A 6,861-nucleotide genomic window follows, 5' to 3' on the forward strand; every position below is an offset into this window, starting at 1 on the left:
GGTCGTTGGACCCCCGCTCCAGGGCGGAAGGGAAACGTTACACCGGCCCGACTACCAGCGGCCATGACTTCTGGTAGCGGGCCGGTGGCGATCACGTTACCGAGCAGGTTCGAGGACGTCCCGTCCGCCGAGGAACGGCTGCAGCGCCTTCGGCACCCGGACCGAACCGTCCGGCTGCTGGTGGTTCTCCAGGATCGGGATGAGCCACCGGGTGGTCGCGAGCGTGCCGTTGAGCGTGGCCGCGGTCTGCGGCCGGCCGTCCTCGTCGCGGTACCGGATGTTCAGCCGCCGCGCCTGGAAGGTGGTGCAGTTCGACGTCGAGGTGACCTCGCGGTAGCGCTGCTGCGACGGCACCCAGGCCTCGCAGTCGAGCTTGCGCGACGCGCTCGACCCCAGGTCGCCGGCCGCCACGTCGATCACCCGGTACGGCACCTCGACCTTGGCCAGCATCTCCTCCTCCATCGCGAGCAGCCGCTCATGCTCGGCGGCGGCTTCCTCGGGACGACAGAACGAGAACATCTCCACCTTGTCGAACTGGTGGACGCGCAGGATGCCGCGCACGTCCTTGCCGTGCGAGCCGGCCTCCCGGCGGTAGCACGTCGACCATCCCGCGAACCGTTCCGGCTTCGACAGATCAAGAATCTCGTTCGAGTGGTACGCCGCCAGCGGCACTTCCGAGGTGCCGACCAGGAACAGGTCGTCCGCCTCGAGCCGGTACACCTCCGAGGCGTGCGCCCCGAGGAACCCGGTGCCCTCCATCGACTCGGGCCGCACCAGCGACGGCGTGATCGACGGCGTGAACCCGTGTTCCACCGCCTGCTGGATGGCCATCTGGAGCAGTCCGAGCTGGAGCAGCGCGCCGACCCCGGTCAGGAAGTAGAACCGCGAGCCGGACACCTTGGCCCCGCGCTCGGTGTCGATCGCCCGCAGGCCCTCGCCCAGCTCCAGGTGGTCCTTGGGGTTCTCGATCCGCGGCCGGTCGCCGACCTCGCGCAGCACCACGAAGTCGTCCTCGCCGCCCGCCGGGACGCCGGCCTGCACCAGGTTGGGCACGGCCAGATGGGCCCGGCGCAGGGTCTGGTCGGCCTCGGTGGCGGCGGCCTCGGCCGTCTTCACCTCGGTCGCGAGGTCCTTCGTGCGGGCGAGCAGCGCCGCCCGCTCGTCCCCGGACGACTTGGCGACCTGCTTGCCCAGCGATTTCTGTTCCGCCCGCACGGCCTCGAACCGCTGGGTGGCCGACCGCCGTTCCTCGTCGGCGCGCAGCAACGAGTCGACCACCTCGGTGGGCTCGTCGCGCAGCCGCTGGCTGGCACGGAACAGCTCGGGATCTTCGCGAAGCAGACGCAGGTCAATCACGGCTACCGAGCCTACCGGCGCGTCCGGCGGACGTTCATCCCGATATCAGGCGGGCGAGTCCCGGTCTTCGCTGCGCGAGGTGAACGGGCTGACCGAGGTGACGGTCAGGCCGATCGGGGCGTCCGGCGTCTCCTCGTCGGGCGTGGTCCGCGGCCGGCGCCACGACCAGATCTCCTCGGGTGGATCGGCCGCCTCCGCCGCCGGCGCGTCCCCCGCCGGCGGTGTGGGCGACAGGTGCCGTCCGGCCAGCCACAACGCCAGCGCCACCGCCCCCACGCCGACCAGGGCACACCAGAGGCCGCGGCCGTACGTGAGATTCACCTGCTCCTCGGGCATGCCGGCGGCGAACAGCCCGAGCGGCGACCGGGTGGCCGAGCTCAGATCGTGGGCGAGCGCCCCGAGCACCGCCGCCTCGACCCCGGCCACGGTCAGCCCGGCCAGCCGCGCCCAAGGTCGCCCGGCCGGCGGCCCGAACAGCACGAACACCACGGCGCCGGCGAGCAGGAACAGCCCGGCCAGGAAGCCGGTGCCGAGCGCGCCCAGGTCGGCCAGTCCGGCCGGCACCGGCCGGTTGCCGCCGAGCACGTTCTCGGTCTCGGTGCTTTTCAGCAGGGTCACCTGCCACTCGGAGATCAGCGAGGCGAACAGCGCGACCGCGCCCACGGCCGCGGCCAGCGGGACCGTACGCCGATCGGACCCGAGCCCGACGATGATCTCCGTCGCACTCCATCGCCGCCGCTCGCGGGCGGCCGGCTCGGGCGCGCCGAACTCGACCACTTCCTCGGTGGGTGGGTGCTGGTCGGCCGCCATGCACCACATTGTTGCCGGTGGAAGTGTCCGTCGGCCACCGATGGCGCGATGGACTAGCGTCGAGCCCATGCCTATTCGTTCTGCATCAGCCCGCTGGCAGGGGACCCTGACCGAGGGGTCCGGCACGATCAAGACCGGTAAGGGCGGCTTTCAGGGGAACTACTCGTTCAAGTCGCGCTTCGAGGAGGGCGAGGGGACGAACCCCGAGGAGCTGATCGGCGCCGCGCACGCCGGCTGCTTCTCGATGGCGTTCTCCAAGGGTCTGGCCGACGCCGGGTTCACCCCGACCTCGGTGGATACCACCGCGAAGGTGCACCTGGACAAGACCGACGGCGGCTTCGGCGTGACCCGCATCGAGCTGGAGACCGTCGGCGACGTGCCCGGCATCGACAACGACACCTTCCAGAAGCTCGCCGAGGGCGCCAAGGAGAACTGCCCGATCTCCCGCCTGCTCTCGCCCGGGGCCGCGATCAGTCTGACCGCGACCCTCAGCTGAAAAGAACACTTTCCGCCACTCCGCCGGTCCCCTGAGTGAGGGGCCGGCGGAGCACAATGGTCCTCGTGCCGGTGGACATGAACAGGGAACGTTTCGAGGAACTGGTCGGCGAGGCCCTCGACGAGGTGCCCGTCGAGCTGCTCAATCTGATGAACAACGTGGTGGTGCTGGTGGAAGACCGGCCACCCGAGGGAAACGACGACCTGCTCGGGCTCTACGAGGGATACGCGCTGACCGAGCGCGGCTGGGACTATGCCGGCGTCCTGCCCGATCGGATCACCATCTATCGCATGCCGACGCTGAAAGTGTGCGACACGGAAACGGATGTCATCGACGAAGTGGCCATCACGGTGGTACACGAAATAGCCCATCATTTCGGCATCGACGACCACCGTCTGCATGAGCTCGGCTGGGGCTGATCGGACACTGTCTGCCCTTGTCAGAGGCTCGTACCCTGTGATTCCACACTTCGGAAAGGCATTTAGATGCGCAGCGAACTTTTCTCGGCGGAAAACCTCGAGAAGGAGGGGGCCCAGCCCGGTCTCCGTCTGCAGAATTCCAAGCTGCTGAAAGCTGAGCTCAACGGCGAGTTCATGGCTCGCGTCGGCTCGATGGTGGCCTACCAGGGTCAGGTCCAGTTCGAGGCGCTCGGCTCCGGCGGTATCGGCAAGTTCCTCAAGCAGAAGCTCACCGGCGAGGGCGTCCCGCTGATGAAGGTCAGCGGCCGGGGCGACGTCTTCCTCGCCGAGAACGCGGCGGATGTCCACCTGATCGACATCGAGCCGGGCGACTCGCTGAGCATCAACGGCGCCAACGTGCTCGCGTTCGACGCGACCCTCCAGTACGACATCAAGATGGTCCAGGGCGCCGGCATGCTCAGCAACGCCGGCCTGTTCAACTGCGTCTTCTCCGGTCACGGCCGGATCGCCGTCACCACCAAGGGAACGCCGGTCGTGCTCTCCGTCGACCAGCCGACCTTTGTGGACCCGCAGGCCGCGATCTGCTGGTCGGCCAACCTGCAGACGGGCTACCACCGCGCCGAGCAGCTCGGCCTGGGCACGCTGCTGGGCCGCTCCACCGGCGAGCGCTTCACGATGAGCTTCGCCGGCCAGGGGTTCGTTGTGGTCCAGCCTTCTGAGGAACCGCCTGGTGGATTGGCCGGCGCGGCCCAGGGCCAGCAGCAGTCCGGCGGCGTCATCGGCAACCTCTTCAGCTGACGTCCGGTTGCGCGACCCCAAGATCAAGATCAAGATCTTGGGGTCGTAGCGGGGTGGTGGGTTCAGACCGCAGCTCCCGCCGAGGGTCGCTTCGCTCCACGCGCGTGCTGGGGCACGCTCCTTCAAACCCACGTGCCCGTAGCCTGGATCGGTGTCGCTGACTCTCACCGAAGCCCGGGCTCGCGCCGCCATGATCTCCGAGGTCTCCTACGATCTCGACCTCGACGTCACCTCGACGGAAGGGTTTCGCAGCCGGGTGACCGTGCGGTTCCGGACCACGGGCGGCGACACCTTCCTCGAACTGCACCGGGCCGTTTCGCTCGACGTGACGCTCGACGGCGCTCCGATCACCACGTATGACGGGCGCCGGATCGCCCTCGACGGACTGGCGCCCGGTGCGCATGAGGTCGTCGTGGACGCCCGGCTGGCCTACGTCACGGATGGCGAGGGACTTCATACCTTCGTCGATCCGGTGGACGAGGAGCGGTATGTCGGCGGGTATCTGGGACTGGACATCACGCAGCGGCTGTTCGCCTGCTTCGACCAGCTGGACCTGAAGGCGCCGATCACGCTGGCCGTGACCGCCGATCCGACGTGGACGGTGCTGTCCAACGGGCTGCCGATCTACGGCGCGGACGGGCGGTTCGAGTTCGCCACCACGCCGCCGATCCCGTGCGACCTGTTCGTGGTGGCGGCCGGTCCGTTCCATTCGGTGGCCTGGGCGCACCGCGGCGTACCCATGGGATGGCATGCCCGCCGCTCGCTGACCGCCGAGCTGGAGCGCGACGCGGCCGAGCTGAAGCGGGTCACCGAGGTCTGCTTCGACCACTACGCCGAGATCTTCACCGAGCCGTTCCCGTTCGACTCCTACGACCAGGTGTTCGTGCCCGAGCTGAACTGGGGCGCGATGGAGAACCCGGGCTGCGTCACGGTCAACGAGTTCATGCTGCCGCGGGGCCGGGTCACCGACGACGACCGCCGGCGCCGCGCCATGGTGATCGCCCACGAGATGTCCCACATGTGGTTCGCCGACCTGGTCTCGCCGGTGTGGTGGGAGGACGCGTGGCTCAACGAGTCGTTCGCCGACTTCATGGGCTTCGACGTGGCCGAGTCGGTGGCCGGGTACGCCGGCACCCGGGTGTCATTCGAGGCGGCGTTCAAGCCGGGCGCCTACCGGGCCGACCGCCGCCGGTCCACCCATCCGGTCGCGCCGGCCACCGACGACGTGCCGGACGCCGCCACCGGCGCGACGATCTTCGACGACATCTCGTACGCCAAGGGCAACGCCGTGCTCCGCCAGCTGGTCACCTGGCTCGGCCGGGACGACTTCCTGGCCGGCGTGAACGCGCATCTCACCCGGCACCGCTTCGGCAATGCCACCCTCGAGGACCTGCTGTCCGCCCTGCACGCCGCCTCACCGCGCGACGTCCGCGGCTGGGCCGAGCTGTGGCTGCGCCGGTCCGGCCACGACACCATCCGCGTCACCCGGGACGACCGCGACGTGCCCGTGGTGACCCGCGACGGCGTACGGCCGCACCGCTTCACCGTCTCGGCGTACACCCCCGATCTGAAGCCGGTGGGCGACCGCCTGATCGACCTGGCCGGCGACCCGGTCCCGTTCCCCGAGTGGGCGGGCCTGATCGTGGTGCCCAACGCGTACGGCGAGACTTTCGCCCGCATCGAGCTCGACCCGGCTTCCGCCGCCGCCGTGGCGAACGGCCTGGCCACGCTCCCCGATCCGCTGGTGCGGGCGGTGCTCTGGGCAACCGTCCTCGACCGCGCACCGGCCGCCGCGCATCTCAACCTGCTGACCCGCCAGCTCCCGCACGAGCCGTCACCAACCCTGGTGTCCGCCGCCCTCGACCGCACCCTCGACGACCTGGTCCGCCGCCGCCTCACCCCCGCCGAGGTGCCCGCCGCCCTGGAGGCGATCGCCGCCGCCTGCCTCCCCGAGGCCGCTGGCCTTTCCCCCGCGCCCGATCCTTCCCGCGGGCCCGGCCCTTCCCAGGTGTCTGATCCTTCCGGCGTGCCTGATCCTTCCCGCGCGCCCGACCCTTCCCGGTCCCCTGCGCCCGACGATCAGCGCGCCATCGCTCTGGCCCGCGGCCTGGCCCGCACCACCACCGACGCCGACCGGTTGCGTCGCTGGCTGGACGCCGACTCCACCGACCACGGCCTCCGCCTCGACCCCGACCTGCGCTGGCTGACGATCCGGCGCCTGGCCGAGCTGGGCGCCCTGGACGCCGCCGGCATCGAGGCCGAGCGCCGCCGCGACGGCACCAACATCGGCGAGCTAGGCGCCGCCGCGGCCCTGGCCGCCCGTCCCGATCCCGAGGCGAAGGCGGCGGCCTGGGCCGAGATGACGTCCGACCCCACGGTGTCGGTCCGCCGCTTCCGAGCCCTGGCCACCGGCTTCTGGTCGGTGTCACAGCGCGACCTCGTGGCGCCCTACCTCCCGGCCTACTTGGAGATCGCCCCCACCTTGGCCGCGCGCGGATCAGCCTTCGCGGCGGCGGCCGGCCGTGCCTTCCCCGCACTCCCGCTGACCGCCGACGAACTGGCCCAGGTCCGCGCGTCCCTCACCGCCGACCTGCCGCCGGTGCTGCGCCGCCTCTGGGAAGACGAACTCGACGATCGCACCTGATCGAACATCCTCGATCGCCCACCCGTCCGGCCCCACCACCCAAGGCCGGGGTGGTAGCCCAGCGCGCCGTCCGGGCCGCTTTCACCGTTCGGTCCTACCACCCGACCCCGGGGTGGTAGCCCAGCGCGCCGTCCGGGCCGCTTTCACCGTTCGGTCCTACCACCCGACCCCGGAGTGGTAGCCCAGCGCGCTATCTACGGCCCGAATACCGTCCAGAGCTACCACCGGTCATAGCGCGAGCGGCGGCAGTGGGCGCAACCAAACGCCCCGCCGGCATGGCCGCCCGCCTTGACCTGCGACGGCGCGTATCGGGCGGCAGTGGGCGCAACCAAACGCCC

The 6,861-nt window shown here is 70.5% G+C and carries 6 protein-coding genes; 4 read left to right on the forward strand and 2 right to left on the reverse strand.

Features of this window, described 5'->3' with window-relative positions:
- Nucleotides 1-96 precede the first annotated feature (96 nt).
- Together serS and AB0O15_RS01300 are read right to left on the reverse strand one after the other, a co-directional pair.
- Nucleotides 97-1,356 carry a serine--tRNA ligase gene (gene serS / locus AB0O15_RS01295; RefSeq protein ID WP_364312430.1) on the reverse strand — a complete coding sequence of 420 codons (1,260 nt, stop codon included), beginning with the start codon at nucleotides 1,354-1,356 and terminating at the stop codon, nucleotides 97-99.
- 45 nt (nucleotides 1,357-1,401) lie between these two features.
- Nucleotides 1,402-2,166 (reverse strand): hypothetical protein, encoded by a 765-nt coding sequence (locus AB0O15_RS01300; RefSeq protein ID WP_364312433.1) that lies wholly within the window; start codon nucleotides 2,164-2,166, stop codon nucleotides 1,402-1,404.
- A gap of 67 nt (nucleotides 2,167-2,233) precedes the next feature.
- Between AB0O15_RS01300 and AB0O15_RS01305 the strand changes: the two genes are divergently transcribed.
- The 4 genes from AB0O15_RS01305 to AB0O15_RS01320 all read left to right on the forward strand — a co-directional run bounded on the left by AB0O15_RS01305 (nucleotide 2,234) and on the right by AB0O15_RS01320 (nucleotide 6,523).
- The gene (locus AB0O15_RS01305) at nucleotides 2,234-2,662 is read left to right on the forward strand and encodes an OsmC family protein (protein WP_364312436.1); all 429 of its coding nucleotides are present in this window, start codon (nucleotides 2,234-2,236) and stop codon (nucleotides 2,660-2,662) included.
- A 71-nt stretch (nucleotides 2,663-2,733) separates the two neighbouring features.
- Nucleotides 2,734-3,081, forward strand: coding sequence for a metallopeptidase family protein (locus AB0O15_RS01310; RefSeq protein WP_364316939.1), 348 nt, complete (start codon nucleotides 2,734-2,736; stop codon nucleotides 3,079-3,081).
- A 66-nt stretch (nucleotides 3,082-3,147) separates the two neighbouring features.
- On the forward strand, nucleotides 3,148-3,879 hold the full coding sequence (locus AB0O15_RS01315; protein WP_364312439.1) for an AIM24 family protein: 732 nt from the start codon (nucleotides 3,148-3,150) through the stop codon (nucleotides 3,877-3,879).
- A gap of 151 nt (nucleotides 3,880-4,030) precedes the next feature.
- Nucleotides 4,031-6,523, forward strand: coding sequence for a M1 family aminopeptidase (locus AB0O15_RS01320; RefSeq protein ID WP_364312442.1), 2,493 nt, complete (start codon nucleotides 4,031-4,033; stop codon nucleotides 6,521-6,523).
- Nucleotides 6,524-6,861: the final 338 nt, after the last annotated feature.

The sequence above is a fragment of the Actinoplanes sp. NPDC089786 genome, assembly GCF_040684855.1.
In the GTDB taxonomy this organism is placed as follows: Bacteria; Actinomycetota; Actinomycetes; order Mycobacteriales; family Micromonosporaceae; genus Actinoplanes.